General features: G+C 69.3%; 23 protein-coding genes. 8 read left to right on the top strand and 15 right to left on the bottom strand.

Translation table 11 applies throughout. The features are described 5' to 3' along the window. The first annotated feature begins 327 nt into the window (after positions 1–327). The gene (locus tag OG609_RS07305) at positions 328–3,552 is read left to right on the top strand and encodes a discoidin domain-containing protein (protein ID WP_327272033.1); all 3,225 of its coding nucleotides are present in this window, start codon (positions 328–330) and stop codon (positions 3,550–3,552) included. Next, positions 3,549–4,520, top strand: coding sequence for an acetylxylan esterase (locus OG609_RS07310; protein ID WP_327272034.1), 972 nt, complete (start codon positions 3,549–3,551; stop codon positions 4,518–4,520). The genes OG609_RS07305 and OG609_RS07310 overlap by 4 nt, the downstream gene beginning before the upstream one ends. 255 nt (positions 4,521–4,775) lie before the next feature. Here the strand turns inward: OG609_RS07310 and OG609_RS07315 are convergent, their stop codons facing one another. The 7 genes from OG609_RS07315 to OG609_RS07345 form a co-directional block, all read right to left on the bottom strand. Then, positions 4,776–5,366, bottom strand: coding sequence for a hypothetical protein (locus tag OG609_RS07315; RefSeq protein WP_327272035.1), 591 nt, complete (start codon positions 5,364–5,366; stop codon positions 4,776–4,778). Positions 5,367–5,380: 14 nt separating this feature from the next. Further along, entirely contained in the window at positions 5,381–6,544 is a 1,164-nt protein-coding gene (locus OG609_RS07320; protein WP_327272036.1) for an ROK family glucokinase, read from the bottom strand. A 134-nt stretch (positions 6,545–6,678) separates the two neighbouring features. Further along, entirely contained in the window at positions 6,679–7,539 is an 861-nt protein-coding gene (locus OG609_RS07325) for an ATP-binding cassette domain-containing protein (protein ID WP_327272037.1), read from the bottom strand. Next, positions 7,536–8,588: an ABC transporter permease gene (locus OG609_RS07330; RefSeq protein WP_327272038.1), complete on the bottom strand. Its 1,053-nt coding sequence runs from the start codon at positions 8,586–8,588 to the stop codon at positions 7,536–7,538. The genes OG609_RS07325 and OG609_RS07330 overlap by 4 nt, the downstream gene beginning before the upstream one ends. Then, entirely contained in the window at positions 8,585–9,598 is a 1,014-nt protein-coding gene (locus tag OG609_RS07335; protein ID WP_442817947.1) for a sugar ABC transporter substrate-binding protein, read from the bottom strand. Before OG609_RS07335 ends, OG609_RS07330 begins: the two co-directional genes overlap by 4 nt. 164 nt (positions 9,599–9,762) lie before the next feature. Beyond that, positions 9,763–10,773: a sugar ABC transporter substrate-binding protein gene (locus tag OG609_RS07340; protein ID WP_327272040.1), complete on the bottom strand. Its 1,011-nt coding sequence runs from the start codon at positions 10,771–10,773 to the stop codon at positions 9,763–9,765. Positions 10,774–10,866: 93 nt separating this feature from the next. After that, complete coding sequence (locus tag OG609_RS07345) at positions 10,867–11,625, bottom strand: GntR family transcriptional regulator (RefSeq protein WP_327272041.1); 759 nt, start codon at positions 11,623–11,625, stop codon at positions 10,867–10,869. A 138-nt stretch (positions 11,626–11,763) separates the two neighbouring features. Here OG609_RS07345 and OG609_RS07350 point away from each other — a divergent pair, with 138 nt between their 5' ends. Further along, a complete protein-coding gene (locus OG609_RS07350) occupies positions 11,764–12,801 on the top strand; it encodes a Gfo/Idh/MocA family protein (RefSeq protein ID WP_327272042.1) in 1,038 nt (345 codons plus the stop codon). A gap of 40 nt (positions 12,802–12,841) precedes the next feature. On the opposite strand, the gene OG609_RS07355 is transcribed toward OG609_RS07350, so the two are convergent. The 3 genes from OG609_RS07355 to OG609_RS07365 are packed head-to-tail and all read right to left on the bottom strand — an operon-like array spanning position 12,842 to position 15,431. Further along, on the bottom strand, positions 12,842–13,261 hold the full coding sequence (locus OG609_RS07355; protein WP_327272043.1) for a PaaI family thioesterase: 420 nt from the start codon (positions 13,259–13,261) through the stop codon (positions 12,842–12,844). 16 nt (positions 13,262–13,277) lie between these two features. Further along, positions 13,278–14,468, bottom strand: a complete 1,191-nt coding sequence (locus OG609_RS07360) for a cytochrome P450 family protein (protein ID WP_327272044.1) — start codon at positions 14,466–14,468, stop codon at positions 13,278–13,280. 54 nt (positions 14,469–14,522) lie between these two features. Beyond that, complete coding sequence (locus OG609_RS07365; RefSeq protein ID WP_327272045.1) at positions 14,523–15,431, bottom strand: LuxR C-terminal-related transcriptional regulator; 909 nt, start codon at positions 15,429–15,431, stop codon at positions 14,523–14,525. Between the two features lie 248 nt (positions 15,432–15,679). Between OG609_RS07365 and OG609_RS07370 the strand changes: the two genes are divergently transcribed. Continuing rightward, complete coding sequence (locus OG609_RS07370; protein ID WP_327272046.1) at positions 15,680–16,441, top strand: SDR family NAD(P)-dependent oxidoreductase; 762 nt, start codon at positions 15,680–15,682, stop codon at positions 16,439–16,441. 208 nt (positions 16,442–16,649) lie between these two features. Beyond that, positions 16,650–17,480, top strand: coding sequence for an aldo/keto reductase (locus OG609_RS07375; protein ID WP_327272047.1), 831 nt, complete (start codon positions 16,650–16,652; stop codon positions 17,478–17,480). Between the two features lie 74 nt (positions 17,481–17,554). Here OG609_RS07375 and OG609_RS07380 read toward each other — a convergent pair whose 3' ends face one another. From OG609_RS07380 to allB, 3 genes are all read right to left on the bottom strand, one after another. Then, positions 17,555–17,884, bottom strand: coding sequence for a putative quinol monooxygenase (locus OG609_RS07380; protein WP_327272048.1), 330 nt, complete (start codon positions 17,882–17,884; stop codon positions 17,555–17,557). 106 nt (positions 17,885–17,990) lie between these two features. Then, positions 17,991–19,106 (bottom strand): allantoicase, encoded by a 1,116-nt coding sequence (alc, locus tag OG609_RS07385; RefSeq protein ID WP_327272049.1) that lies wholly within the window; start codon positions 19,104–19,106, stop codon positions 17,991–17,993. A gap of 2 nt (positions 19,107–19,108) precedes the next feature. Beyond that, entirely contained in the window at positions 19,109–20,452 is a 1,344-nt protein-coding gene (gene allB / locus OG609_RS07390) for an allantoinase AllB (RefSeq protein WP_327272050.1), read from the bottom strand. A gap of 341 nt (positions 20,453–20,793) precedes the next feature. Between allB and OG609_RS07395 the strand changes: the two genes are divergently transcribed. After that, complete coding sequence (locus tag OG609_RS07395; RefSeq protein ID WP_327272051.1) at positions 20,794–21,594, top strand: IclR family transcriptional regulator; 801 nt, start codon at positions 20,794–20,796, stop codon at positions 21,592–21,594. Between the two features lie 33 nt (positions 21,595–21,627). Here the strand turns inward: OG609_RS07395 and OG609_RS07400 are convergent, their stop codons facing one another. Next, entirely contained in the window at positions 21,628–22,308 is a 681-nt protein-coding gene (locus OG609_RS07400; RefSeq protein ID WP_327272052.1) for an ABC transporter ATP-binding protein, read from the bottom strand. Further along, entirely contained in the window at positions 22,305–23,399 is a 1,095-nt protein-coding gene (locus OG609_RS07405; RefSeq protein WP_327272053.1) for an ABC transporter permease, read from the bottom strand. Before OG609_RS07405 ends, OG609_RS07400 begins: the two co-directional genes overlap by 4 nt. 110 nt (positions 23,400–23,509) lie before the next feature. On the opposite strand from OG609_RS07405, the gene OG609_RS07410 reads away from it, so the two are divergent. Continuing rightward, the gene (locus OG609_RS07410; RefSeq protein ID WP_327272054.1) at positions 23,510–24,727 is read left to right on the top strand and encodes a sensor histidine kinase; all 1,218 of its coding nucleotides are present in this window, start codon (positions 23,510–23,512) and stop codon (positions 24,725–24,727) included. Further along, positions 24,724–25,356: a response regulator transcription factor gene (locus OG609_RS07415; protein WP_327272055.1), complete on the top strand. Its 633-nt coding sequence runs from the start codon at positions 24,724–24,726 to the stop codon at positions 25,354–25,356. The genes OG609_RS07410 and OG609_RS07415 overlap by 4 nt, the downstream gene beginning before the upstream one ends. Positions 25,357–25,370 lie beyond the last annotated feature (14 nt).

Here is a 25,370-nt window from a genome sequence, read left to right on the forward strand (position 1 = left end):
ATGCGACAGCGCAGCAGCAGGGCCGGAAGTTCCATATATATATCGCAGCTGGGCTGCACGAAGAGCCTGAACGCCTCCGTCGCAGCCCGGCTTGCACCCAGCCCAGGCCGCACGCCCGGCCGGATCGTGCGGGCGAGGGCTCAGCCGGGTCGGCAGCACCGCTGCGCATCAACACCTGTTCGAGACAAGGGAGTCGAGATCATGGAAGCATCACGCAGAACAGTTATCAAAGCAGGGCTGGCGGGTGCCGGCGCGGCACTCATCTCGGTGAATGGAGCGCCAGGGCGTGCGTCCGCGGCAAACGCGAGTGCCGGGGAGCCGCTCACCGTGAGCATCGACCCGGGTACTGCTGCCCCCCTTGCGCCGAACTTCGGCGGTTACAACCCCGACTTCCAGGTGGTCGGAATGAATTTCGGGGATCCGCAGGCAGCGAGTCTTGCGAGAGAACTCCGCACCGGAACACTCCGGTACCCCTCCGGCACGGATTCGGACTACTTCGACCTTCGCAGTGGAGACGTGCGCCCGGAGTGGGCCGCACAGTTCTTCGGCAAGATGACAGCATTCGACACGTCGCAGGACGATGCACAGGTCATCGGCGCCAAGCCGGATCTGCATCGCCTCGCGGGCTACAAGGCCCTGCTCGACGACGTTCAGGCCGACACGGTGATCATCATCAACGGTTTCACCGACACCCCGGAATCCGCCGCTGCAGTCGCCGGCTACTGCCTGGCCAACAACATCAGGGTCGCGGCATTCGAGCTGAGCAACGAAGGGTGGCTGCTGCCGACCTTCTTCATGGACGCGACGGACTACGCCACGCGAATGAAGCCGTACTACGACGCCATCAAGGCGGTTGATCCCGCCGCCCAGGTGAACGTCATGTTCTCGCAAGGCGAGGCCCCGGCGTGGGATCAGGCGCTGGGCGCCTACCCGGACAAGTACTGGGACGGGATCTCCTTCCACATGTACGGCGGCGGTGATCGATACAGCACGTTCGACGACGCAGCGAAAGACCTCAACACCCGCCTCGCCGACCGTACGAACTCCTACATCGACAGCTATTATCTCGCCAAGGGCCGCCCGGACATGCGTGTGTTCGTCAGCGAGTTCAACTCGACTCCAAGCACAATGACTGCCCTGTCAACATCCGGAATCATCCGCACGCTGTACAACGGGATCTTCGCGGCTGAATTCGTCACACGGCTCTCGGCGCATCCGAATGTCGATCGAGTCATGCTGCACGGTTTGGTGCAGTTCGGCACCACCTTCACCAAGCCCTACCTCGACACGATGAAGTCCGTCTACGAACGCGGCGAGACTCTGGACACCGCCGGCTTCGAGTACGGGATCGTCAGACACGGCTCTGCGCTGGCCCTCGCCGTGTGCCTCGACGCAATCAATCGGAGTTCACACACTCTCACCACCTCCACTTCCGAGGCTGTCGTCACCGTGCCGAAGCATGGTGGAACAGTTCCGGCCGTGCACACGCAGGCGTATGTCGGACTCGACGGATACGACTCGCTCGTGATCACGAACAAGTCGGCCACCGCGCATTCGCTCACTCTCCAGTGGGGCGGCGTGACGCTGCCCGGTCCGTTCGACACTCTGTTCATAAGCTCGGACGACCCCCGTGCGGAGAACACAGCCGCCGTGCCGGGCTCCATCGTCATGACCGAGGGAAGCGTATCCGGCGTCGTGGCGGTGCCGGCGTACTGCGTGATGAGGGTGCGCTGGAAGCGGACCCGCACAAGTCTTGACCCGGCTCTCGTCACTCGCAACGGAGCCAATATCCTCAGCGCCCGGCCGAACGGCAGACGCGTCAAAGTGGCATGGACCCCTGCCCTCGGCACCGGTGACTATCTCGTACTCTGCCGGGACGCAAACGGAACCGTTGTGAGACGTCGAGTGACGAGGAAGACCGAAGCGACCTTCGCCGGGCTTGCGTTGGGCAAGGCCTATGAGTTCACTGTTGCGCCACTGGCCAAGAAGCGACAAGGCACCGCATCACAACCCTGTCATGTGCTCCTCGCCGCACCCGCCGCCCCGCTTCTTGAGGCGGCGGCGCCCGGCGATGGCTCCGTCAACGTGTCGTGGCAGCCCGTTGTCGGGGCGAACAGCTATATCGTGCGTCACGGTGCTGTCGGAAATGAGAACACCATCGATGCCGGCAACGCGATCGGCCTGCGCGTGCGTGGCATCGCGAACGGCGAGGCGCGCACATTCACGGTGCATGCGGTGAACGGCTACGGCGAGTCTTCGGCATCCAACGCCCTGGTGGCGACCCCCAGTGCGGATGTGCCCTACGCGCCACACACCGTGCTCGCGGCTGCCGGGAACGGTGGCACCGCGGTGTGGTGGAAGCCGTCGTACAAGCGCATCGCGAGCTCGAACCTGGAGAGTGGCTCCGCCGATTGGGCCCTGAGCGGCCCGTGGGAGGTCGTGAGCCTGCCGGGGGCTGACGGTCCACTCGCCAACGGAATCGGGATGTCGAAGCGGCTCGCCATCAGTGGTTCCGGCACGGCTCTGTTCGGTCCTGACGTTGTCGCGAACCACTTCGTCGGTGCTGAACTCGCGTTCTCACAACCCTTGTCCGGCTCGGCCGGACTCGTGCTCCGATACTCGGACGCCGCCAACTACCTGTTCGCCGTTTTCGACTTCGTGACGACGAAGCACAGCATCGGCCGCGTACTCAACGGCGAGACGACGATTCTCGGCTCGACTCCCGCGATCACCGACCCGTATGCGATGCCGACAGCCGGACGACAGGTCACCTATCGCTTCGAACTCAACGCAGCGACGCTCGCACTCTTCCGCGACGGCAGCGAAGTGCTCCGGGTGAGCTCAGGCAGCCTCCAGGAATCCGCACCGGGCCGCGCCGGTGTCATCTCCAACGGATCGTCCGTGAACGTTGATCGCCTGCACGTCGAGGCAGACACCGCGACCGGTTTTGATGTGCTCCGTGCCGAGGGTCCAGCCGGTCCGTACGCCGTCGTTGCAAGCAACCATCCGGACCAGAGTCTGGTCGACACGGCGAGCTCCAGTGCAGACAACTACTACAAGGTCGTTGCCGTAACCGGCGAAGTCCGATCAGCCGATGCCTCGCACCCCGCTCCGTCCCGACTCAAGAACGTCGCGCGTGACGCGACGATCACGGCGAGCTCCACCCTCGCCGGCACCGCCACCGCGAAGCTCGTCGACGGCATCACAAACCTGGACTCGAGCCGGTGGGTTTCCCAACCCGGCGAGCCGCACGACCTCGAGTTCGCCTGGTCGAGCGCGAAGACAATCGGTCGGGTGTGCGTGCACACAGGGTTCATGGCCAACCGAGGATTCCAAGTGGCGGATTTCGAGGTGCAACAGTGGGACGGCGCCACGTGGCAAACCGTCACCGCAGTTGCCGACAGTGATCGGGATGTCTACGTGGGGACCTTCAACGACCTCTCCTTCGTTCCTGTCACGACGAAGCGTGTGCGATTGCACATCACGAAAGCATGTGCGGCACCCGGGTACACAAATGCACGCGTTCTCGAAGTGGAGATCTACGGAAAATGACCCAGGCCCGCCTTACCCACCCGATGACCCCAGTGAGTCGAGAGCATGACGAGGCGGCTTCCTCCGCCGACTTCGACGACTTCTGGGAAAAGACACTTGCCGAGGCACGCAGCTTCGAGCTCAGCGTCCGAATCGACCGCATCGACTCGCCGGTGAAGACCATCGATGTGTTCGACGTGTCCTTCTCCGGCTTTCAGGGTGAAGCGGTCAAGGGCTGGCTCCGCAAGCCGAAAGGGCTGTCGGAACAGGCCGGGGCCGTCGTTGAGTTCGTGGGCTATGGCAATGGGCGCGGCGAGCACATCGACAACCTGCTGTGGTCTTCGGCCGGATACGCGCACCTCACGATGGACACCCGCGGGCAGGGGAGCGTGCACAGCCTCGGGCACACCGCCGACCCCCATGGATCGGGTCCGTCTGTCCCCGGTTTCGCATCGCGGGGCATCACGGACCCGTCCGACTACTACTACCGTCGGCTCATTGTCGACGCCGTCCGTGCGGTCGACGCGATGCGGAGTCTCGACGGGATCGATCCGTCGCGTGTTGCGCTCTTCGGGGCAAGCCAAGGCGGCGGAGTCGCGCTCGCAGTCGCGGGCCTGGTCCCCGATCTCGCTGCGGTCGTGGCGAAGGTCCCGTTCCTGTGCGACATCCCGCGTGCGCTCACCCTCGCGGAATCCGGGCCATACATGGAGATCGTGAAATGGTTGGAGACCCATGTCCACCGAGAACAAGAGGCGATGCGCGCCTTGTCATATGTGGATGCGGTCAACTTCGGCCCCCGCGCGACAGCGCCGGCGCTCTTCTCTGCCGGGCTACGCGACACAGTGTGTCCGGCGCCGACGGTCGCCAGTGCATTTGACGCGTATGCGGGCGGCAAGGAGCTTCGCATCTGGAAGTACGGCGGCCATGGAGGCGGCGGCAGCACAGAGGACCTTGAAGTCTTGCGCTTTCTCGACGCCCACCTCGGCTGAGAGTGACTTCGCCACCAGGCTTTCTTCCCGTGTTCGGAGGGCCTGCCTACCCGGTAATCGCCGTTCACGGGCAGCGATTCAGATACCCCGCTCACCTCAAAAGCCGCCGTCCGCGATCACCGTGGTGCGGCCGACGGCGGCCTTTACCGGCTGCCCCTGCTGTGCGGTCTGCGGGACCGGTCCGGGGTGCGGGGTATTCATGTCACTGGCGTCGCTCACTCGCTCCAGGCCAGTGAGCGGTCTGCCGGCTTCCGGTCAGGGGGTCGCCGCAGATACGACATATACGACAGGGTTCATCGGATCGGACATGTTGACGGTGATGTCCTGGGTGGGCCGCGGGTCCTTGTTGGTATGCGTGGTGCCCGCCCACTCGACGCCGGGGCCGAAGCTCCAGCCCGAGACCTTCTGGTCGCGGTCGCCGATGGTGACCTTGCCGGCCTCCAGGGCGGCGCGGCCGCTGCCCAGCCGGCTCAGGAACCGGTCGAGCCCGGCGGACGTGGTACGGAACTCCACGTACAGCCGGCTGGCCTTCCAGTTGTTGGTCTCGTAGTACTGCACGTCCAGGGAGTTGCCGGGCATCGGCAGCTCGAAGATCCGGCGCTGCACCCGGGACGGCCAGCCCTCCCTGAGCCCTTGTACGGAGGCCTCGGCCTCCTTGTTCTGGCCGGAGCGGCGGCTCTGCCCCGCGGAGATCAGCAGATAGCCGGCCGGGATGCCGATGAGCAGCACGATGATCGTCGCCGTGATCAGGCGGCGGCGGATCACCCTGCGCCGGTCCTGCGGCGGCTTGTCGTCGTCGGGCGGCGAGGACTGGCGCGGCAGGACGGGGTGCTCGGCTGCGGTCATGTCTGTGGAGATCCCTAGGAGGTGCGAGTGTTGCGCGTGTTACGGATGGTGCTCGCGGCCTGGTCGTAGATCTGCGCGTACCGCTCGTACCGCTCGACGCGGCGACGGTTGGTACGGCGGAATCTGCGGGCCACCAGCCTGGCGAGGTCGGCGGCGCCGACCATACCTGCCTCCGGGCCGAGCTGCGCCTTTGCGATCCGGGCCTCGGGGCGGTAGCCCCGGCCGGTGAGGTGGCGCTTGAAGGCATCCCTGGCGGGGCCGATCAGCAGGTCGTCGGCAGCGCTGACGCCGCCCCCGATGACGAAGCAGGAGGGGTCGAGCGCGGCGGCCAGATTGGCGATGCCGACGCCGAGCCACTGGCCGATGTCCTGGAGGAGTTCGATACACATCGCATCGCCCTCGCGGGCCAGTTCGGTGATGAGGGGCCCGGTGATGTCGGGGATGTTCCCCTTGACCCGCTCGATGATCCCGTGCGCCACCGGGGAGTCGGCCGCGGCCAGCTCCTTCGCCTCGCGGACCAGAGCGTTGCCGGAGCTGTACTGCTCCCAGCAGCCGCGGTTCCCGCAGGGGCAGCGGTGCCCGCCGGGCACCACCTGCATGTGGCCGAACTCACCGGCGACACCGTACTTGCCGCGCTTGACCTGACCGTCCTCCAGGATCGCGCCGCCGATGCCGGTACCGAGCGTGATCATGACGAGGTGGTCCTCGCCGCGGCCCGCTCCGAAACGCCACTCCGCCCAGGCGGCGGTGTTGGCGTCGTTGTCGACCATGACGGGGACGACGAGGCGGGAGGCGAGGGCGTCGCGCAGTGGTTCGTCGCGCCAGGCGAGGTGCGGGGCGAAGAGCACCTTGGAGCGGTCCGCGTCGACCCATCCGGCCGCCCCGATGCCGACGGCGTGCACATCGTGCCGGTCGGAGAGGTCCAGGACCAGCTCGACGATGGTGTCCTCGACGACCTTGGGGCTCTTGGACTTGTCCGGCGTCTCGGTGCGCAGCTGCTCCAGGATGTTGCCGTCGGCGTCGACGACGCCGGCCATCACCTTCGTGCCCCCGATGTCGATGCCGACGGTGGGTACCCGCGGCGCCGTGAGGTGCGAGCGCCGCTCCCGGGTGCCTACGGTCCGCAGGACGGTGGCGCGGGCGGAGCCGCGGTGTGTGAAGTCGCGGTACGTGCTCATCGTCCCTGCGGGGTCTGGGGGGGGCCGGGGGCGGTGCTCCCGGCGGCGGACTGCGCCCGTCGGGCTCGATTCTGCCACTGCCGGGGCACTGCGGCTGGCGGACCGGGTGCTTGAGGGCCGGTACCGGCCCGGGGCTACTGGGGGTCGTCGGCGACCGGGTGGCCGCCCAGATGGGTCGGACCCGGGGCCCGCTCCAGCTCGTGGCTGAGCTCCTCCAGCTCGCTGCCGCCCGCCATCTGGCGGGTCAGCTCGTCCAGAGTGATGCTCGCCTTGGTGTGGCTGCCGGACATGGCGCCCCGCTTGAGCAGGACGAACCGGTCACCGACGAGATACGCGTGGTGCGGGTTGTGCGTGATGAGGACCACGCCGAGCCCCGCGTCGCGGGCAGCCGCGACGTACTTGAGGACGACCCCGGACTGCTTGACGCCGAGCGCGGCGGTGGGCTCGTCCAGGACGAGGACCTTGGCGCCGAAGTAGACGGCCCGCGCGATGGCGACGCACTGGCGCTCGCCGCCGGAGAGCGTGCCGATCGGCTGGTCGACGTCGCGCAGGTCGATGCCCATGCGCAGCAGCTCGGAGCGGGTCGTCTCGCGCATCAGCCGCACGTCGAGGCGCTTGAAGGGGCCCGCGCCGGTGGTCGGCTCGGAGCCGAGGAAGAAGTTCCGCCAGACCGGCATCAGGGGGACGACGGCCAGGTCCTGGTAGACCGTGGCGATGCCGCGGTCGAGGGCGTCGCGCGGGTTGGCGAGGGTGGTCTCCTCGCCCTCGATGAGGAAGGTCCCCGCGTCGTGCCGGTGCAGCCCCGCGATGATCTTGATCAGGGTGGACTTGCCGGCGCCGTTGTCACCGAGGACGCAGGAGATCTCCCCCGCGTGCACCTCCAGCGAGACGTCCGTCAGGGCCTTGATGTTGCCGTAGAACTTGCTGACGTGATCCAGCTCGACGAGCGCCCGGTGGGACGTCTCCCGGTCGGCCGGTGCCTGGGGGGCCGTCATTTCGTCGCCTCCGCGCGCTTGCGTACCCATGCGTTGAGCAGGGTGGCCAGGAGCAGCATGGCTCCGAGGAAGAACTTGAACCAGTCCGGGTTCCACTCCGCGTACACGATGCCCTTGCTGGTCATGCCGAAGATGAAGGCACCGACCGCGGAGCCGATCGCGGAGCCGTAGCCGCCGGTGATCAGGCAGCCGCCGATGACGGCCGCGATGATGTAGATCAGCTCGTTGCCGACGCCCTCGCCGGACTGCACCACGTCGAACGAGAACAGCAGATGCTGCCCGGAGACCCAGGCGGCGAAGGCGACCCCGAGGTAGAGCCCGATCTTGGTACGGATCACCGGGACGCCGACCGCGCGGGCCGCGTCGGCCTCGCCGCCGACCGCGAAGATCCAGTTGCCGAAGCGGGTACGGAGCAGGATCCAGGTGGCGATCGCGACGAGCATGGCCCACCACAGAATGGTGACCTTCAGCTCGACACCGCCGATGGTCCACTGCGAGGCGAAGACCTGCCGGGCCGAGTCGAAGCCCTCCATGTCGGCGATGGACTTCGTCGACACGGTCCCGCTGATCAGCTTGGTGAAGCCCAGATTGAGGCCGGTCAGCATCAGGAACGTACCGAGCGTGATGATGAAACTCGGCAGTTTGGTACGGGTCAGCATGAAGCCGTTGAACGCCCCGATGGCCAGCGTGACCAGCAGCGACACCAACACGCCGACCCAGACGTTGGCCGTCATCTGATAGCTGAACATCGACGAGATCAGCGCGGAGCTGGTGACCAGCACACCGGCGGAGAGATCGAACTCGCCGCCGATCATCAGCAGCGCCACGGGCGCGGCCATGATCCCGATGGTGGAGGCCGCGTACAGCACCGTGCCGAGGCTGGAGGTGCGCAGGAAGCTGTCGGCGACGATCGAGAAGAAGATGAAGACGGCCGCGGCGCCGACCACCGAGCCGAGTTCGGGGCGGCCGAGCAGTCTGCGCAGCGGCGAGGTGCGCAGCAGCCGCTCGTCGGCCCCGGCCGGGGCGGACGGCCCTGCAACCGTGCTCATCGGGTCCCCCGCTTCGTGTATTCCGCCAGCTCGGCGGCGTCCTTCGAGGTGATGATCTGCGGGCCGGTGAGGACCGGGCGTCCGCCGCCGAGCACATTGCCGTTGAAGCGGTACAGCCACAGCAGGTCCACGGCCTCGTACCCCTGGAGGTAGGGCTGCTGGTCGACCGCGAAGCCGAGGGTCTTGTCCTGGAGCGCCGTGGCGACCTTGGCGTTCAGGTCGAACGTGTCGATCTCGGCCTTGCTGCCCGCGGTCTTCTTCGCCTTGACGGCGGCGTCCGCGAACGGCGCCCCGAGGGTGACGACCGCGTCGATGTTCTTGTCGGCCTGGAGCTTGGCCTCGATGGACGCCTGGACGTCGGGCATGTTGGTGCCTTCGACGTACAGGTTCTGCATCTGCCCGTCGAACGTCTTCTTCGCTCCGGCGCAGCGCTGCTCGTGGCCGACGTTGCCCTGCTCGTGCAGGATGCACAGGGCCTTCTTGCGGCCCCGCGCGTTGAGCTCGTCGCCCACGGCCTCACCCGCGATCGACTCGTCCTGGCCGATATGCGTGAGCGCGCCGAACCGCTTGGACTCCGCGGAGCCCGAATTCACCGTGATCACCGGGATACCGGCCTTGGTGGCCTTGGCGACGACGTCCTTCATCGCGTCGGGCTTGGCGAGTGTGACGATCAGCCCGTCGACCTTCTGGTCGATGGCGGCCTGGACGAGCTGGGCCTGCTGCTGCGCCTCGTCGTTGTGCGAGTACAGGAACTTGATGTTGTCCTTGACGGCCGCCTGCTCGGCGCCCCGCTGGACGATGTCCCAGAAGGTGTCGCCGTCGCCCGAGTGGGTGACCATGGCGAAGGTCCAGCGGGGCGTGTTCACCGCGGACCGGCCCTCGGCGGCGGCCTGGGCCGCGCGCTCCTCCGCCCGCTTGCCACCGGTGCTGCTGCATCCCACGAGGGAAGCCCCGAGCACCGCCGCAAGCACGGCGCCCATCGCACGTACCCCTGTCCGAACCCTTGCCACGACGCCGTGCCCTTCTTGTGCTGCTCGCTGTGCTGCTTGGTGGGGCCGGGGACCATTCGCACCCTGCCCGGCTGGCCAAGTATCCCCGAGCCGCCGACTGCGCCGCCCGGCAGGGGCGGGGCACGTACGTCGGCACTGTGTGTGCACAGCGGCGCGCGGGAGGGTCATCGGGTGCCGCGCGCGGTGTATTCCTCCAGCTGCGGCACGTCGTCGGCGGTGACGACCGCCGGGCCGGTGAGCACCGGCTTTCCGCCGCCGATGACGTTTCCGTTGGTCTTGTTCAGCCACAGTTCGTCGATGGCGAGATAGCCCTGGAGGTAGGGCTGCTGGTCGACGGCGAAGCCGACCTCATCGGCCTTCAGCCGCTTGACGACCTCGGCGTTCAGATCGAATGTGTCGACCTCCGCCCTGCTGCCGGAGCCCTCTTTGGCCTTGACGGAGGCGGCGGCGAAGGGTGCGCCCAGGGTGACGACCGCGTCGATGCCCTTGTCGGCCTGGAGCTTCGCTTCGATCGAGGAGGTGGAGGCGGGCATGTTGGTGCCCTCCACATTGAGGTTCTCCACGGTGCCCCTGAAGGTCTTGCGCACACCTGCGCAGCGCTCCTCCAGCGACACATTGCCCTGCTCGTGGATGACGCAGACGGCCTTCTTGCGGCCCCGCGCATTGAGCTCCTCGCCGACGGCCTCACCGGCGACCTTCTCGTCCTGCCCGATGTGCCCGAGCGCGCCGATCTCCTTGGCGAACTGCGCGCCCGAGTTGATGGTCACGACGGGTATGCCGGTCTGCACAGCCTTGGCGACGACGTCCTTGACCGCTTCCGGCTTGGCGAGGGTGACAACGATGCCGTCGACCTTCTGGTCGATGGCGGCCTGGACGAGCTGGGCCTGTTCCTTGCCCTCCTTGTTCGCCGAGTACAGGAACTCGACGTTGTCCTTGGCCGCCGCCTGTTTCGCGCCGCTCTGCACGATGTCCCAGAAGGTGTCGCCCTCCCCGGAGTGCGTGACCATCGCGATCTTCATCCGGGGTGTGGATACCGCCTTGCCCCCGCTGCCGCTTGCGTCCTGGGGCTTCTCCTCGGCGCTCTTGCCGCCGGAGCTGCTGCATCCGGTGACGGTGAGGCCGATGCCGATGGCGGCCGTGGCGATCAGGATTGCCGACTTGCGAAAGCTGCGCATCGTGGGTCCGCCCTCTCTCCCCGCCGCCCGAATGCGGCTGGCGGCAGTTCTAGCGGTGGGCGCCTTGGACGTCAACGGGCCCCGTGGCCGTCGTCAACGCACGAGCAGCTGGAAATCGAAGGAGTAGCGCGAGGCCCGGTAGATGTGGGAGCCGAATTCGACCGCCCGCCCGGTGTCGTCGAAGGTGGTGCGCTCCATCGTCAGCAGCGCGGCCCCCTCGGTCTCGGCGAGTGAGGCCGCCTCGTCGGCGGTGGCGAGCCGGGCGCCGACGGTCTGGCGGGCGCTGTGCAGGGTGATGCCCGCGCCACGCATCATCCGGTAGAGGCCGGTGGTCTCCAGCCGTTCGGTGCCCAGGTCGACGATCCCGAGGGGCAGGTGGTTGCGCAGGAGTGCCAGCGGCTCGTCGTGCGCGTACCGCAGCCGCTCGACGAGGTGTACGTCGGTGCCCTCCGCGACTGCGAGTGCGTCGGCGACGGAGGCGTCGGCGGGCTCGACGGTGTTGCGCAGGACTCGGGTCGTGGGGTGCCCGCCCGCGGCCTCCAGGTCGTCGTAGAGGCTGCTCAGTTCGAGCGGGCGCCTGACCCTGCTGTGCACGACCTGGGTGCCGACGCCGCGGCGACGGACCATCAGCCCCTTGTCGACCAGTGACTGGATGGCCTGGCGGACAGTGGGCCGGGACAGGCCGAGCCGGGCCGCGAGTGCGATCTCGTTGCCGAGGAGGCTGCCGGGGGCGAGCCGGCCCTGCTCGATGGCCGCTTCCAGCTGCTGGGCCAGCTGGTAGTAGAGGGGAACCGGACTGGAGCGGTCCACGCCGAGTTCGAGTGCGGCCGGGTCGGTGGTGGGTTTGGGCACGCGTGGAGGGTATCCCTCACGTCAGAACCTCCGGTAGTCAGGTCGTTCTGTTGTCCGGACAGCATGAACACCGAACAAATCCGCACTTTGTCAGGACATATAGTTGACAGAGCAGTCGGTGGGCGGCACGTTGGGTCCATGCGTATCGGACTCATCGGCACCGGCCGGATCGGTTCCTTCCACGCGGGCGTGCTGGCCCGCCATCCCGAGGTGGATGCCCTGGTGGTGACGGACACCGACCGGGCGCGGGCTGCCGAGGTCGCGGACCGCGTCGGCGCGACGGCCGCGGTCGGCGCCGCCGAGATGTTCGGCACGGGGGTGGACGCCGTGGTGATCGCCTCGGCCACTTCGGCGCACGCGGAACTGATCGGGCGGGCCGCACGAGCGGGACTGCCCGCGTTCTGCGAGAAACCGATCGCACTGGACCTGCCGGGGACACTGAACGCGCTGTGCGAGGTCGACCGGGCGGGGAGCATCCTCCAACTGGGCTTCATGCGCAGGTTCGACGCGGGGTACGCAGCAGCGCGCGCCGCCGTGCGGGCAGGGACGCTGGGCAGGCTGCACACCGTACGGGCGATGACCATGGACCCCGCACCGCCGCCCGCCGCGTATCTGCCGCTCTCCGGGGGGCTGTACCGGGACTGTCTGGTCCATGACTTCGACATGCTGCGATGGGTGACGGGCCGCGAGGTGACCGAGGTGTACGCCACCGGATCGGATGCCGGGCCGGAGATGTTCCGGGTGGCCGGCGACGTGGACACGGCGGCGGCCCTGCTGACCCTCGACGACGGCACCCTGGCCACGGCGACGGCCACCCGCTGCAACGGCGCCGGTTATGACGTACGGATGGAACTGGCGGGCGAACTGGACCAGATCACGGTCGGCCTGGACGACCGAACACCGGTCACCTCGGCGGAGCCGCAGGGCCCCACCGCGCCGCTCCGCCCCTGGCCGGGCTTCCTGGAACGGTTCGCCCCGGCGTACGAGGCGGAACTGGACGCGTTCGTACGGGTGGTGCGGGGCGAACTGCCCAATCCGTGCGACGGGCGGGAAGCGTGGTACGCGCTGCTGATCGCGGAGGCGTGCGAGGTGTCCCGCCGGCAGCGGCGCCCCGTGCGGATCGCGGAGATCGCCGACGGAGCAGCCGTCCGGTCCGGCGCTCGCGCCGCCGGATGAACTGCCGCTGACCGGCCGCCAGGGGCGCGGTCAGGGCACTTCAGGACGGTGCGGCGGACAGTACGGTCCCCTGGGCGACCGCGCAGAGCGTCTTCGCCCCGCCCTCCCCCGCGGCGAACAGCTCGCAGCGGACCACGGCCTGACGGCGGCCGGTGTGCACGACATCGGCGTGGGCGATGAGCGTGCGGCCGGTGGCGGGCCGTATGTACTGGATGGAGAAACCGCCGGTCAGCACGGCTGGGCCGAGGGTAGTCCCGGCGGCGAAGGTGATCGAGTTGTCGGCGGCGTAGGCCAGGACTCCGCCGTGCAGAAAGCCGTTCTGCTGCTGGAGTTCCCGACGGATGTCCACTTCGAGTGTGGCGGCGCCGTCCCCGAAGGCGGTGATCCGCGCCCCGACGAGCCCGCTGAACGGCTGGCTGTCGAGGACCTTCTGCGCCATCTGCAAATCAAGTCCGGTCATGACAGAGCTTCTTACCTCACCAGCGGACGGGCAGCTCGCGGACCCCACGGATCAGCATCCCCGGGAGCCAGTCCGGCTCCCCCGCGTCCGCGTCCAGTGCGAGACCTGGGCACCGCTCCAGCAGCGTACGGATCGCGATCCGGCCCTCCATCCGGGCCAGCGGCGCACCCAGACAGAAGTGCAGGCCGTGCCCGAAGGCCAGATGCCCCTGGGTGTCGCGGCGGATGTCGAAGCGGTCCGGTTCCGGGTAGCGGCCGGGGTCGCGGTCGGCGCCCGCCAGAGAGATCAGAACCGGCTCGCCCGCCGGAATGACCCTCTGCCCGATCTCGACCGGTTCGCGGGGGAAGCGGAACGTGGCGGTCTCCACCGGTCCGTCATAGCGCAGCATCTCCTCGACCGCGCCGCCGATCAGACCGAAGTCCGCGCGAAGTGCGGCCAGTTGGTCCGGGTGGTGAAGCAATGCCCGTACCCCGTTGGAGATCAGGTTGACCGTGGTCTCATGGCCGGCGACGAGCAGCAGGAAGGCCATGCCCACGAGCTCGTCGGGCGACAGCCCGTCCCCCTCCTCGTCGCGTGTCCTGACCAGGGCGCTCATCAGATCGTCACCCGGCGAGCACCGCTTGTCCTCGATGAGCTCGGCGAGATACACGCCCATGGCGGTCACCGCCTCGCGCTCCTGCTCCGGCGTGGAGGGGGTGACGACGTCGTTCGACAGTTTGCGGAAGGTGTCGCGGTCCAGGTCCGGCACACCGATCAGTTCGCAGATGACGGTCATCGGCAGCGGGAAGGCGAGCGCGTCCACGAGATCGGCGCGCCCGCTGGGCACCATCGCGTCGAGGAGCTCGTCGGTGATCTGCTGGACGCGCGGGCGCAGGGCCTCGACACGGCGTGCGGTGAACTCCCGGGTGACGAGCTTGCGCAGCCGGGTGTGGTGGGGTGCGTCCAGCTCCAGCATGTTGGCGAAGATCGGATCGTTCCCCTCGGGCCGGTCCACCAGCCCCTGCCACTCCTTGCCGAGCCGCTGGTCGGCGAGGGCCGCGCGGCCCTCGCCGTACCCGACCACGAGCCAGATCCGCTCGAATTCGTCGGTACGGATGGTGTGCACGGGTCCTGCGGCGCGCAGCTTCTCGTAGTACGGATACGGATTCGCGGTGAAGTCCTTGACCCCGCGCAGATCGACATCGACGTGGCTGCTGGCATCGGACATGGGATCGCCCCTCCCGGTCTGATCGACTCGATCGCTCGCGATCGACGGTTCAGCCTATGCCGCCGGGCCTGCGCCGTCGTCGTCCAGCAGGCCCGCGTCGTGCACCAACAGCGCGATCTGGACACGGTTGTTGAAATCGAATTTGGCCAGGATCCGGGAGACCTGTGTCTTCACGGTCGCCACGCTCAGATAGAGCGTGGCGGCGATCTCGGCGTTGGAACGGCCGCGTCCGACGGCGATCGCGACCTCGCGTTCCCGGTCGGCGAGCGTGGCGATCCGCCGTCGTGCCCGGTCGGCGCGGTCCACCCGGCCGTCCCGGCCGCCCCCGGGCCCGGTCCCGGCGGCTCGGGCCATGAGCCTGCGGGTCACCGCCGGCGACAGCACCGGATCACCGGCCGCCACCCGCCGCACCGAGTCGACGATCCGGGCCGCAGGGGTTGCGAGCTGCTGTCGGTTTGCTGCGTTGAAGTGCGTTGTAGTGAGTGGGGGTGAGTCCTGTCGGTGGGTACGTGGTGGTGGGAACGGGGGTTCTGGGGCCGAATGGGTGACCTTGGCGGTTGCTGCTCGTTGGATCTGGAGTTCGCCGCCATCCGTCCGCTCCTTGATCCGGGCGACCTCCTCGACGACGTCGGTGGAGATGACGGTCGTGTTCTGCCAGTCCGCCTTCTCCAGGGTGGTCGAGACGACGTACTTGGGGTACCGGTTGAGGCGGCCGGCGACCGGGTCGTCAGGGTCGGTCACCTTGGGCCAGTGCGCGGCGAAGATGTCGTACGTACGGCGGCCCAGCAGAAACGCGGAGCACCGGTCGAACACCTCGGTCATGAACTGCCCCATGCCCTCGTCCGCGAACGGTACGAGCCAGCCGCCGTACTCGAACCCGCCGCTGGTGTCCTCGTCGGGGCCACCCGGCGCCTGCATGACTCCGTCGAGCGAGAGAAATGTGGTGAGAGTCAGCTTCGTCATGGTCCTTCTCCTGGTCCGGAAATCGATCGCTTCCCTCTTCTGACCTCACTCTGGTCCGGAACTCATCGGTCCACCCGGCAGAAGCCCCCGCTCCCGGGCGCATCGGGGTGGGCGTCCGATTCCCGCCGGTTTCCGCTGCGCAGAAGATCTTTCCTTGTCCATGTCGAAAGACCCGGGCGCCGAAAGACACGGGCGCCGCAGGACCCGACGCCGGGCAGGACCCGGCCTCACGGACCAGGAGACCCACCATGACCACGACCAGCACCACCACGCCCACCGGCTCGAACAGGGCCGCACTCGTCACCGGCGGCAGCCGGGGCATCGGTGCCGCGACCGCCCTGCGGCTGGCCCGGGACGGCGCCGATGTGGCGCTGACATACGTGCGGGACGAGGACGGCGCGCAGGCGGTCGTCAAGAGGATCCAGTCGTACGGCCGTCGCGGAATCGCCCTGCGCGCCGACTCGGCCGACCCGGATGCCGCCCCCGCGGCCGTGCGCCGTGCCGCCGACGCGTTCGGCCGGCTCGACATCCTGGTCAACAACGCGGGCATCGGCGTCCTCGGCCCCATCGAAACCCTCACCCCCGCCGACGTCGACCGGGTGCTCGCGGTCAACGTACGGGCGGTCTTCCTGGCCTGCCGCGCGGCGGCGGGACTGATGGGGAACGGTGGCCGCATCATCTCCCTCGGCACGGCTCTCAGCCGGCACGCGGGCGGTCCCGGCTCCACCCTCTACACGATGAGCAAGTCGGCGCTGGCCGGCCTGACCAAGCCGCTCGCCCGCGAACTCGGCCCGCGCGGCATCACGGTCAACCTGATCCAGCCGGGTCCGGTCGACACGGACCTCAACCCGGCCGACGGCCCGTTCGCCGCCGGACAGCTGTCCGCTACCGCACTGGACCGGTTCGGCACCGTGGACGAAGTGGCTTCCCTGATCGCCTACTTGGCCAGTGACGAGGCGGCGTACATCACGGGTACGGAGGTGACGGTGGACGGGGGCCACGCCGCTTGACCCGGCTTCGCAGCGGCAACCCGCCGGCCGGCCTTCCGGTCCTCGGTCCGATCCGGCGGGGCTGTGGCCACGACCGGGGCGACGAGGTCTATCACCCAACTGCGCAGGGCCCATGGGGCTGCGAGCCGGGCTCACCCACACGGTCCGTGTCTCGCGCCCCGGTCCGCCCTACCCTGGCGAGTGAGGTTTCCGAACGAAAAGGGAGATCATGACCGAGACCCCGGTTCACACCCTGAACGACGGCCGCGCCATTCCCGCCGTCGGGCTCGGCACCTGGCCGTTGGGCGACGACGCGGCGGAGAAGGCCGTCGCCGGGGCCCTGGGCCTCGGCTACCGGCTCGTCGACACCGCACTGAGCTACGGCAACGAGACCGGTACCGGACGCGGGATCGCCCGCAGCGGCGTGCGGAGGGAGGACGTCTTCGTCACCACCAAGGTCCCGGGCCGGCATCACGGCTACGAGCCGACGCTGGCGTCGTTCGAGGAGTCGCGGCGCAATCTCGGGCTGGAGTACGTGGACCTGTATCTCATCCACTGGCCGTTGCCCCGGCTCGATCTGTACGTCGACACCTGGAAGGCGCTGATCCGGCTCCGTGAGGACGGTCTCGCGCGCTCGATCGGCGTCTCCAACTTCACCGCGGCCCAGATCGACCGGCTGGAGCAGGAGTCGGGGGTGCTGCCGGCCGTCAACCAGATCGAGATGCACCCGCGCCTGCCGCAGGACGAACTGCGCTCCGCGCACGCCGCCAAGGGCATCGTCACGGAGAGCTGGAGCCCGCTCGGCCGCGGACGCGATCTGATGGCCGCCCCGGAGCTGGTCGCCGTCGCCGATTCGCACGGTGTGACGCCCGCTCAGGCCGTGCTGCGCTGGCACACCCAGCTCGGTGCCGTACCGATCCCCAAGTCGGCCGATCCGGGGCGGCAGCGCGAGAACCTGGACCTGTTCGGGTTCGAGCTGACGGCGGACGAGCTGGCCCGCATCTCGGCCGGGCCGCGGCAGCGGTTCGGCGGGGATCCCGAGGTCCACGAGGAGTTCTGAGGGGCTTGTCGCGTCGGTGTGTGTCCGTGCCGCCGTGTCCGCGCCACTCGGCACGGACACACCGAACGTGCGGATCACCGCACGCGCGGGGTGAGCTCCGCCATCCGGGACCAACCCTCGCCCGGCACCTCGACGTTGATGATCTCCGGAGTCTGGGCGACGAGATCCGCCATCGTGTCCATCGCCGCGGCGAAGTGCTGCGACTTCACATGGGCCTCCCCGGCCTCGGGGGAGGCGAAGGCCTCCAGCAGGACGAACTGGTCCGGGTTCTCGACGCTGTACGACCACTCGAAGAACACATTGCCGGGCTCCTTCCGGGTGGCGAGGGTGAAGTCCTCGACGGCCGGGAGCCAGTTGTCGCGGTCGGCGCTGTGGACGGTGAATTTGACGGCGATGAAGATCATGCCCCTAGGGTCCCATATGCCTTGGTTGCGGACCGATCGGGCACACCCGGATGGAGCCGGACGGGCTGGATATCGGCCCGTCCGGCTCTCGGGCGGACCAGCGGCCCTAACCGCCGAGCTCGCGGTGGCGCGCGGCCAGTCGCGTGGCACCCTCCTTTGTCGGTGAGCCGAACAGCCGCAGCCGGGAGATGCCGCCGTCGGGGAAGATGTCGATCCGGATATGCGTGGCCCGCACCGCCGCCGGCAGGACGAAGCGGTGGTTCGTGTCGGGCTCCAGCCGCGTCCGGGGGAGCACCTCGGTCCACTCGCCGCTCTCCCCGTCGCATGCGGAAAGGCTCGCCCAGCCTGCCGAGTTGCCCTTCAGATACGCGGTGTCGATCTCGACGGCGCGGATCTCCGCCTGCTCGACGAGCCGGTAGCGGATCCAGTCGTTGCCCTTGTCGCGTCGGCGGCGGGTCTCCCAGCCGTCGTCCATCTTGCGGGACCTGCCCGGCTGGATGGTGTTGGTGGCCGGGGAGTAGAAGCGGTCGGAGGCGTCCTCGACCATGCCGCCGTTCTCCAGGGCGACCAGATCAAAGGTGCCGAGGGCGGCCAGCCAGGCGGGGTCGGGGGCGACCTCGCCGTACACCCGGAGTCGGGCGATCCCGCCGTCGGGGTGCTGATTGACCCGCAGATGGGTGACACGCTGCTCGGCCGCGACGACGAAGCCGTTGGCCGCGTGCCCGCCAACGGCTGTACGTGGTACGAGCGTTGTCCACTTCACACCGGGTGCGAGGAGTTCCCCTGGCGACGGGGTGCCGGGGACGCAGGCCGCTTCGATGGAGACGGCCTGCGGGTAGTTGCCGCGGAAGTGGGCGGTGTCGACGATGATGCCGCGCACGACTCCGGGCGCACCGAGCCGCACAAGTGCCCAGTCGTGGTCCTCGTCCGTGGGGTGCGGCCGGCCGGCGCTCGCACCGCGTCGGCGGCGGGTCTCCCAGCCGTCCATGATCTTGCCCTTGTGGCCGAAACGCTCGGGATCGAACTCGGCGGGCTCCGGCTTCAGCAGATTCTCGCGCTCGGCGAAGAACTCGTCGTTCGCGGCGATCACTCCCGCGCCGAGCCGCCGGTCGGCGAGGTCGACGAGGTCGGTGAAGGGGAAGTCGGCGGTGCGGTAGTCGGCGTACGGATCGCCGCCGCCGTACGGATTCGCGTCACCGGTGAAGCGGGCTGTCGCCGTCATGGTCAGTGGTTCCTTTCGAGGAGGCGTCCGGTGGGTCCGGCGACGGTGCCGTCCGCCACGATCCTTGCGCCGCGCAGCCAGGTCGATCTCACGACGCCGTGCAGGGTCCTGCCGGCGTAGGCGGTGACCTGGTTGCGATGGAAGAGTTCGGCGGGGTCGACGGTGAAGCTCTCGTCCGGGGCGAGGACGGCGAAGTCGGCGTCGCGGCCGGTCTCGATGGCGCCCTTGCGGGTGAGCCCGGCCAGCTCCGCAGGGGCGGCCGACATCCAGCGGACGACGTCGTCGAGCGAGTGGCCGCGCTTGCGGGCCTCGGTCCAGATGGCGGGGAGCCCCAGCTGGAGAGAGGAGATGCCGCCCCAGGCGGAGGCGAAGTCCGGCGTCTTGAGGTCGGTGGTGCACGGCGAGTGGTCGGAGACGATGCAGTCGATCGTCCCGTCGGCCAGCCCGTCCCACAGCGCGTCCTGGTTGGCGGCCTCCCGGATCGGCGGGCAGCACTTGAACTCCGTCGCGCCGTCCGGGACTTCCTCGGCGGTGAGAGTGAGGAAGTGCGGACAGGACTCGACGGTGATCCGTACGCCCTCGCGCTTGGCGGCGGCGATCACCGGCAGCGCGTCACTGGAGGAGAGGTGCAGCACATGAACCCGGGCGTTCAGCCGCCTGGCGTGCGCGATGAGCCCCTCGATCGCGGTGTTCTCGGCGTCACGGGGCCGGGAGGCGAGGAAGTCGGCATACGCGGGCCCGCTGCGCTGCGGCGCGGAGGCCAGATGGCGCGGGTCCTCGGCGTGCACGATCAGCAGCCCGCCGAAGCCGGCGATCTCGGCCATGGACCTGGCCAGCTGCTCCTGGTCGAGCTCCGGGAACTCATCGACGCCGGAGGGCGAGAGGAAGCACTTGAAGCCGAACACCCCGGCCTCGTACAGCGGGCGCAGATCCTTGACATTGGACGGGATCGCTCCGCCCCAGAATCCGGTGTCGATGTGCGCCTTGGGGGCGGCCACCTGTTGCTTGGTGCGCAGATGACCGACGGTCGTGGTCGGCGGGAGGGAGTTGAGCGGCATGTCGAGCAGGGTGGTGATGCCGCCCGCCGCCGCGGCGCGGGTGGCGGTCCAGAATCCTTCCCACTCGGTCCGGCCGGGGTCGTTCACATGGACATGGGTGTCGACGAGTCCGGGCAGCAGGACGTCGTCACCGAAGTCCTCCGACCGGGCACCGGCCGGCACCTCGGTGTCGTACGACAGGACGGCGTCGATTCTCCCGTCGGCGACGGCGACCGCCGCGGGACGCGTCCCGTCCGGGGTGACGACACGCGTCGAGCGCAGTACCAGATTCACGTCCGCACCGGACACCCGTGCTCCTCACTTCGGACTTTCGGCCACTGACAAATTCAACGAACTGTTGAAGGAGTCTTCACTCGGGATTCGGGCCCGTCAAGACCCCACTTTCCCCGCCGGACGGCCGGTGGGCCACCCGCACCCACAACTGGAGATTTCCACAAAGTAGAAGACTGATTTCGGAGAGCGGAACGTAACATGGGACCAGTGCGGCGCCGCAGAACTGCCCCGCCGACTGCAGACACCGGGACAAACAGGCTCTGACCGGCCAGGACCCCGCACCCGGAGCAGTGGGCCGATCGGGAACCGCCCGGTAGGCTGCTGCCTTGCTCTTCCGCCTCGAAAGGACCGTTGACGTGCCGCCGTCCCACGCCAGCACATCCGACTCCAAGCCCGCTGCTTCCAGCGGTGGTGTGCAGTCCCTTGAGCGCGCCTTCGATCTGCTGGAGCGGATGGCGGACGCGGGGGGCGAGGTCGGGCTGAGTGAACTCTCCGCGAGCAGCGGACTCCCGCTGCCGACCATTCACCGACTGATGCGCACGCTGGTGATCTGCGGATATGTGCGCCAGCAGCCGAACCGGCGCTATGCGCTCGGCCCGCGTCTGATCCGGCTCGGCGAGTCCGCGTCCCGGCTGCTCGGCACCTGGGCCCGCCCGTATCTCGCGCGTCTGGTCGAGGAGACCGGCGAGACCGCGAACATGGCGCTGCTCGACGGCGACGAGATCGTGTACGTGGCGCAGGTGCCGTCCAAGCACTCGATGCGCATGTTCACCGAGGTGGGCCGCCGGGTGCTCCCCCACTCCACGGGGGTCGGCAAGGCGCTGCTGGCGCATACGCCCCCGGAGGAGGTACGGGCCCTGCTCGCCCGTACCGGAATGCCGGCCGCCACCGAGAAGACGATCACCACTCCTGACGGCTTCCTCGACGCGCTGGAGCAGGTCCGCAGGGTCGGCTACGCGGTCGACGACAACGAGCAGGAGATCGGGGTGCGCTGTCTGGCGGTCTCCGTACCCGACTCCCCCACCTCGGCCGCGATTTCGATCTCGGGTCCGGCGGGCCGGGTGACGGAGGCGGCGACGGAGCGGATCGTGCCGATTCTGCAGCAGGCCGCGAAGGACCTCGCCGACGCGCTGGCCAGCAGCGGTCCCACCGGCTGAGATGTCATGGGGGCCTGGCTCCCCCATGACGCCTCAGGTCACTACGGGCGCTGTCAGACGTCCGTCGTCCATCGTGACGGTGCGGTTCACCCGGTCCAGATGGGCCCGGTCGTGCGTGACCATCACTGTCGCCGTCGACCGCTCCGTCGTGAGCGTGACCAGCAGGTCGAGCACTGCCGCACCCCGCTCGTGATCGAGTGCGCTGGTCGGTTCGTCGACGAGCAGCACCGCCGGGTCGTTCATCAGGGCTCGGGCGATGTTGATCCGCTGACGCTGTCCGCCCGACAGCTGATGGGGCCTGCGGCCGGCCTTGTCCGCGAGGCCGACCGCGTCCAGCAGCTCCAGCGCCCGGCCGCGGGCTCCGCGTACGGTGCCGCCCGACAGATGGGTCATCACCTGGAGCTGTTCGGCCGCGGTGAGGGACGGCAGCAGGTTGGGCTGCTGGAAGACGATGCCGATGCGTTCGCGGCGCAGCGCCGCCTTTTCCGCACGGCCGAGGCCCGCGGTGTCCGTACCGGCGACGACGACCCGTCCCCCGTCCGGGGTGACCAGGGTCGCGGCCACCGCCAGAAGGCTGGACTTGCCGGAGCCGGACGGTCCGACGACCGCGGTGAGCGAACCGGCGGGCACATCCAGCGAGACGCGGTCCAGGGCGGTGAGCCGGCCGTCGCCGTCGGGGTAGGTGAGGGTGACATCGGCGAGGGTGAGGGTCATCGGGCACTCCCGAGTGCGATGAGCGGGTCGACGGCGGTGATCCGCCGGATGGACAGGGCCGCCCCGGCGGCGCCGAGGACGATCATCACGGCCGCCGGGACCAGGACGGTCGCCGCGTCGAGAACGAACGGCACGGCCCCGCCGCTGACCAGCGCACCGATGCCCGAGGCGAGCACGGTGCCCACCCCCGTACCGATGGCGAGCATCACCACGGCCTGCCCGAGCGCGTCGCGCAGCAGATACGGGGTGGAGGCGCCGAGCGCCTTGAGGACGGCGACATCGCCGCTGCGCTGGATCGTCCAGACGGTGAAGAAGGCGCCGATCACCAGGGCGGAGATGGCGAAGAGGAAGCCGCGCATCAGCTGGAGCGAGCTGTTCTCGGCCTGGTAGGAGCCGATCGCGGTGAGCGACTCCCCGAGGGAGAGCGTGCTGGTGCCCGCCGCCTTGTCGCCTGCGGCAAGGTCGGCGCCGGCGGTGGTGGTCAGGGCGATCACCGTGGCATGCTGCGCCCCGCCGGAGCCACCGGCCCCGAAGCGCTGCCAGTCGTCGAGCGAGGTCCACACGACCGGTGTATGACTGTACGAGGCATCTCCCGAGACCGCCGCCACGGTCACCTCGCTGCTGCCGAGCCGCAGCCGCTCTCCGGCCCGGGCCCCCAGATCGTCGGCGGCCTGCTCGGACAGCACCACCTTCCCGGTGCCGACGCGCGCACCGCCGACGGGCGCCAGGCCCCCTTCCGGCTCGACACCGAAGGCCGAGACGGCGGCCGTGCGCTCCCCCTCGATGGCTGCGGCGTTGAGGGTGCGGATACCGAGCGGCTCCGCGTCACTCACACCGGGCTGCTCGGCCCAGCTCCGCCAGACGCTCTCCTCGACGGTCGAATTGGTGAAGGACACCGACTGGCCGTCGGGCGGGGCGGCGAACGCGAGGTGGTCTGCGTTCAGCCCCGTGACGGCCGAGGTGTTCTCCCGGGCCAGGCCGGCCGTCAGGCCGGACAGCAGGCCCACGAGCAGCGTGATCAGCACCACGACCGTGCCCATGAGCGCGAACCGCCCCTTGGCGAACCTGAGATCTCTCCATGCGACGAACATGCTTCCAGCCTCGGCACACAGGCCCCCGTAGGCATCGATCGGCGGTGGGGCCTGACATCAACCTTTCGATTGACCGGCCGCGGGGGCCGTCCGTCTACGCTGGACGAATCATGGATTCCCGTACCCATCCCCCGGTCGCCGCCGCGTTGCGGCTGTGTCTGCACGCGCTGCTCGTGGGGCTGCTCGCGCTCGCGGCGGTACAGGCTGTCCGTGACGGTGCCCCGCACACCGCCGCCGTCATCGTGGTCACCTGTGTGATGGCCGCCGTGTACGCGGCGGGAGCGCTCATCCCCGCCGTACAACCGCACAGCCGACCGTCCGCCCTGTGGCTGGCGCTGCTGGGCGCCGTCTGGCTGGTGCTGCTCGTCCTGTCGCCCGACGCCCTGTGGGTGGCGTTCCCGCTCTACTTCCTGCAGCTGCATCTGCTGCCGACGCGATGGGCCCTTCCGACCGTCGCGGCCACCGCGGCCGCCGCCATCGCGAGCTTCGTGCTGCACGGCCAGGCCGTCACGCCCGGCGCCTTCATCGGTCCGCTGCTCGGCGCGGCGGTCGCGGTCGCGACGGTCCTCGGGTACGACGCGCTGTCCCGGGAGAGCGAACGGCGCCGCGAGCTCATCGAGGAGCTGATGGCGACCCGGGCAGAGCTGGCCGAGGCGGAACGTACGGCGGGCACGCTCACCGAACGTGAGCGGCTGGCCCGCGAGATCCACGACACCCTGGCGCAGGGCCTGTCCAGCATCCAGCTGCTGCTGCGCGCCGCCGAACGCACCCTGTCCGCCGACGCTCCCGCCGCCGCCCACGTCCGCCGGGCCCGCGAGGCCGCGCAGGACAATCTCGCCGAGGCCCGCCGCTTCGTACGCGCCCTGTCGCCGCCCGACCTGGAGAACGGCTCCCTGGCGGCCGCCCTGGAACGCCTCGCGTCCCGCACCACGGGCCCCGGCCTCACGGTGCAGTTCGCGGCCAGCGGCCCCCCGGTGGAGCTGCCGACCCCGTACGAGGTGGCGCTGCTGCGTGCCGCCCAGTCGGCGCTGGCCAACACGGTGCAGCACGCCGGGGCGCGGCGTGCGGAGATCACTCTCAGCTTCATGGACACCTCGGTGTCGCTGGACGTCGTCGACGACGGCCGCGGTTTCGCCCCGGGGAGCGGGCCGGTCGCGGCGCACACCGACACCGGCGGCTTCGGCCTGCCCGCGATGCGTTCCCGGGCCCGTTCGCTGGGCGGCACGCTGAGTGTCGAGTCGGCGCCCGGTCAGGGCACGGCGGTCGCCCTCACCCTTCCGCTTCCCGTTCCGCTCCCCGACGGCCGACCAGGACAGGACGCCGCATGACCACCCCCATCAGGCTGCTGCTCGCCGACGACCACCCGGTCGTACGGGCGGGGCTGCGGGCCGTGCTCGACGCCGAATCCGACTTCTGTGTGGTCGCCGAGGCGGCGACCGCCGAACGGGCCGTCGCGCTCGCCGCGACCGGCGAGTTCGACGTCGTCCTCATGGACCTGCAGTTCGGTGCGGGCATGCACGGTTCCCGGGCTACTGCGGCCATCACGGCACAGGCGGGCGCGCCCCGGGTCCTGATCCTCACCACGTACGACTCGGACGCCGACATCCTGGCCGCGGTCGAGGCGGGCGCCGCCGGCTATCTACTGAAGGACGCCCCGCCGGAGGAACTGGCGGCGGCGGTACGCACGGCGGCGGCCGGCCGGTCGGCACTCGCTCCGGCCGTCGCCCACCGTCTGATGGACCGCATGCGGACTCCGGCCGAGGCCCTGACCAAGCGCGAACTGGAAGTGCTGCAGCTGGTCGGCGAGGGCCTGTCGAACCTGCAGATCAGCAAGCGGCTCTTCCTCAGCCAAGCGACCGTGAAGTCCCATCTGGTGCACATCTACGCCAAGCTGGGCGTGGACTCCCGCACCTCGGCGGTCGCGGCGGCGACGGCCCGTCGGCTGATCCGCCGCTGATTCCCGGCGTCGTA

It is taken from the genome of Streptomyces sp. NBC_01224 (genome assembly GCF_036002945.1).
Taxonomy (GTDB): Bacteria; Actinomycetota; Actinomycetes; order Streptomycetales; family Streptomycetaceae; genus Streptomyces.

Coding starts and splice junctions, on each gene's coding strand:
- OG609_RS07325 (WP_327272037.1), bottom strand. CDS start 7,539: ATGACGGCCCCCCAGGCACCGGCCGACCGGGAGACGTCCCACCGGGCG.
- alc (WP_327272049.1), bottom strand. CDS start 19,106: ATGACGGCGACAGCCCGCTTCACCGGTGACGCGAATCCGTACGGCGGC.
- OG609_RS07375 (WP_327272047.1), top strand. CDS start 16,650: ATGACCGAGACCCCGGTTCACACCCTGAACGACGGCCGCGCCATTCCC.
- OG609_RS07340 (WP_327272040.1), bottom strand. CDS start 10,773: ATGCGCAGCTTTCGCAAGTCGGCAATCCTGATCGCCACGGCCGCCATC.
- OG609_RS07380 (WP_327272048.1), bottom strand. CDS start 17,884: ATGATCTTCATCGCCGTCAAATTCACCGTCCACAGCGCCGACCGCGAC.
- OG609_RS07310 (WP_327272034.1), top strand. CDS start 3,549: ATGACCCAGGCCCGCCTTACCCACCCGATGACCCCAGTGAGTCGAGAG.
- OG609_RS07330 (WP_327272038.1), bottom strand. CDS start 8,588: ATGAGCACGGTTGCAGGGCCGTCCGCCCCGGCCGGGGCCGACGAGCGG.
- OG609_RS07370 (WP_327272046.1), top strand. CDS start 15,680: ATGACCACGACCAGCACCACCACGCCCACCGGCTCGAACAGGGCCGCA.
- OG609_RS07360 (WP_327272044.1), bottom strand. CDS start 14,468: ATGTCCGATGCCAGCAGCCACGTCGATGTCGATCTGCGCGGGGTCAAG.
- OG609_RS07405 (WP_327272053.1), bottom strand. CDS start 23,399: ATGTTCGTCGCATGGAGAGATCTCAGGTTCGCCAAGGGGCGGTTCGCG.
- OG609_RS07355 (WP_327272043.1), bottom strand. CDS start 13,261: ATGACCGGACTTGATTTGCAGATGGCGCAGAAGGTCCTCGACAGCCAG.
- OG609_RS07315 (WP_327272035.1), bottom strand. CDS start 5,366: ATGACCGCAGCCGAGCACCCCGTCCTGCCGCGCCAGTCCTCGCCGCCC.
- OG609_RS07415 (WP_327272055.1), top strand. CDS start 24,724: ATGACCACCCCCATCAGGCTGCTGCTCGCCGACGACCACCCGGTCGTA.
- OG609_RS07320 (WP_327272036.1), bottom strand. CDS start 6,544: ATGAGCACGTACCGCGACTTCACACACCGCGGCTCCGCCCGCGCCACC.
- OG609_RS07410 (WP_327272054.1), top strand. CDS start 23,510: ATGGATTCCCGTACCCATCCCCCGGTCGCCGCCGCGTTGCGGCTGTGT.
- OG609_RS07365 (WP_327272045.1), bottom strand. CDS start 15,431: ATGACGAAGCTGACTCTCACCACATTTCTCTCGCTCGACGGAGTCATG.
- OG609_RS07350 (WP_327272042.1), top strand. CDS start 11,764: ATGCGTATCGGACTCATCGGCACCGGCCGGATCGGTTCCTTCCACGCG.
- OG609_RS07400 (WP_327272052.1), bottom strand. CDS start 22,308: ATGACCCTCACCCTCGCCGATGTCACCCTCACCTACCCCGACGGCGAC.